1 rRNA gene is annotated in these 2877 nt (G+C 53.9%); it reads left to right on the forward strand.

What is annotated here, in order from left to right:
• Window positions 1-92 precede the first annotated feature (92 nt).
• Window positions 93-2877, forward strand: a 23S ribosomal RNA gene (locus PSI17_RS16370); the annotation flags it as partial.

Consider the following 2877-nt stretch of genomic DNA (forward strand, 5'->3'; position numbering starts at 1 on the left):
AGCTGAAAATTTGAAACACTCAGTAGCGTCGACGCGACGGTATTGAGGAGTCTCTCAACACACTCCAGTCCGAAGACACCTTCGGGTTGTGAGGTTAAGCGACTAAGCGTACACGGTGGATGCCTAGGCAGTCAGAGGCGATGAAGGACGTGCTAATCTGCGAAAAGCGCCGGTGAGCTGATATGAAGCGCTATCAGCCGGCGATGTCCGAATGGGGAAACCCAGTGCAATCCGTTGCACTATCATTCACTGAATCCATAGGTGAATGAGGCGAACCGGGGGAACTGAAACATCTCAGTACCCCGAGGAAAAGAAATCAACCGAGATTCCCCCAGTAGCGGCGAGCGAACGGGGAGCAGCCCAGAGCCATCATCAATATCAGTGCCAGGAGAACGGTCTGGAAAGGCCGGCAGTAAAGGGTGAAAGCCCCGTATCCGAAGGTGCCGGTATTGTGAGCTCGAAGAGTAGGGCGGGACACGTGGTATCCTGTCTGAACATGGGGGGACCATCCTCCAAGGCTAAATACTCCTGACTGACCGATAGTGAACCAGTACCGTGAGGGAAAGGCGAAAAGAACCCCGGCGAGGGGAGTGAAAGAGAACCTGAAACCGTGTACGTACAAGCAGTGGGAGCCTTGATTTATCAGGGTGACTGCGTACCTTTTGTATAATGGGTCAGCGACTTATATTCTGTAGCAAGGTTAACCGCATAGGGGAGCCGCAGGGAAACCGAGTCTTAACTGGGCGTTAAGTTGCAGGGTATAGACCCGAAACCCGGTGATCTAGCCATGGGCAGGTTGAAGGTTGGGTAACACTAACTGGAGGACCGAACCGACTAATGTTGAAAAATTAGCGGATGACTTGTGGCTGGGGGTGAAAGGCCAATCAAACCGGGAGATAGCTGGTTCTCCCCGAAAGCTATTTAGGTAGCGCCTCGTGAATTCATCTTCGGGGGTAGAGCACTGTTTCGGCTAGGGGGTCATCCCGACTTACCAACCCGATGCAAACTGCGAATACCGAAGAATGTTATCACGGGAGACACACGGCGGGTGCTAACGTCCGTCGTGAAGAGGGAAACAACCCAGACCGCCAGCTAAGGTCCCCAAGTCATGGTTAAGTGGGAAACGAAGTGGGAAGGCTCAGACAGCCAGGATGTTGGCTTAGAAGCAGCCATCATTTAAAGAAAGCGTAATAGCTCACTGGTCGAGTCGGCCTGCGCGGAAGATGTAACGGGGCTAAACCATGCACCGAAGCTGCGGCAGCGACACGCAAGTGTTGTTGGGTAGGGGAGCGTTCTGTAAGCCGTTGAAGGTGAACTGTGAGGTTTGCTGGAGGTATCAGAAGTGCGAATGCTGACATAAGTAACGATAAAGCGGGTGAAAAACCCGCTCGCCGGAAGACCAAGGGTTCCTGTCCAACGTTAATCGGGGCAGGGTGAGTCGACCCCTAAGGCGAGGCTGAAAAGCGTAGTCGATGGGAAACAGGTTAATATTCCTGTACTCGGTGTTACTGCGAAGGGGGGACGGAGAAGGCTAGGCCGGCCGGGCGACGGTTTGTCCCGGTTGAAGCGTGTAGGTGGGATGACTTGGCAAATCCGGTCATCTGTATAACACTGAGGCGTGATAACGAGCCACTACGGTGGTGAAGTGGTTGATGCCCTGCTTCCAGGAAAAGCCTCTAAGCTCCAGGTAACACCAAATCGTACCCCAAACCGACACAGGTGGTCAGGTAGAGAATACTCAGGCGCTTGAGAGAACTCGGGTGAAGGAACTAGGCAAAATGGTGCCGTAACTTCGGGAGAAGGCACGCTGGCATTAGGTGAAGGGACTAGCGCCCGGAGCTGAAGCCAGTCGCAGATACCAGCTGGCTGCAACTGTTTAATAAAAACACAGCACTGTGCAAACACGAAAGTGGACGTATACGGTGTGACGCCTGCCCGGTGCTGGAAGGTTAATTGATGGGGTTAGCCGCAAGGCGAAGCTCTTGATCGAAGCCCCAGTAAACGGCGGCCGTAACTATAACGGTCCTAAGGTAGCGAAATTCCTTGTCGGGTAAGTTCCGACCTGCACGAATGGCGTAATGATGGCCAGGCTGTCTCCACCCGAGACTCAGTGAAATTGAACTCGCTGTGAAGATGCAGTGTACCCGCGGCAAGACGGAAAGACCCCGTGAACCTTTACTATAGCTTGACACTGAACATGGAGCCTTGATGTGTAGGATAGGTGGGAGGCAGAGAAGTGTGGACGCCAGTCTGCACGGAGCCATCCTTGAAATACCACCCTTGAATGTTCGATGTTCTAACGTGGACCCGTGATCCGGGTTGCGGACAGTGTCTGGTGGGTAGTTTGACTGGGGCGGTCTCCTCCCAAAGCGTAACGGAGGAGCACGAAGGTTGGCTAATCACGGTCGGACATCGTGAGGTTAGTGCAAAGGCATAAGCCAGCTTGACTGCGAGCGTGACAGCGCGAGCAGGTACGAAAGTAGGTCTTAGTGATCCGGTGGTTCTGAATGGAAGGGCCATCGCTCAACGGATAAAAGGTACTCCGGGGATAACAGGCTGATACCGCCCAAGAGTTCATATCGACGGCGGTGTTTGGCACCTCGATGTCGGCTCATCACATCCTGGGGCTGAAGTAGGTCCCAAGGGTACGGCTGTTCGCCGTTTAAAGTGGTACGCGAGCTGGGTTTAGAACGTCGTGAGACAGTTCGGTCCCTATCTGCCGTGGGCGCTGGAAGATTGAAAGGGGCTGCTCCTAGTACGAGAGGACCGGAGTGGACGCACCACTGGTGTTCGGGTTGTCATGCCAATGGCACTGCCCGGTAGCTAAGTGCGGAAGAGATAACCGCTGAAAGCATCTAAGCGGGAAACTTGCCTTGA

This window comes from Xenorhabdus sp. IM139775, from assembly GCF_028598745.1.
Classification (GTDB): domain Bacteria; phylum Pseudomonadota; class Gammaproteobacteria; order Enterobacterales; family Enterobacteriaceae; genus Xenorhabdus.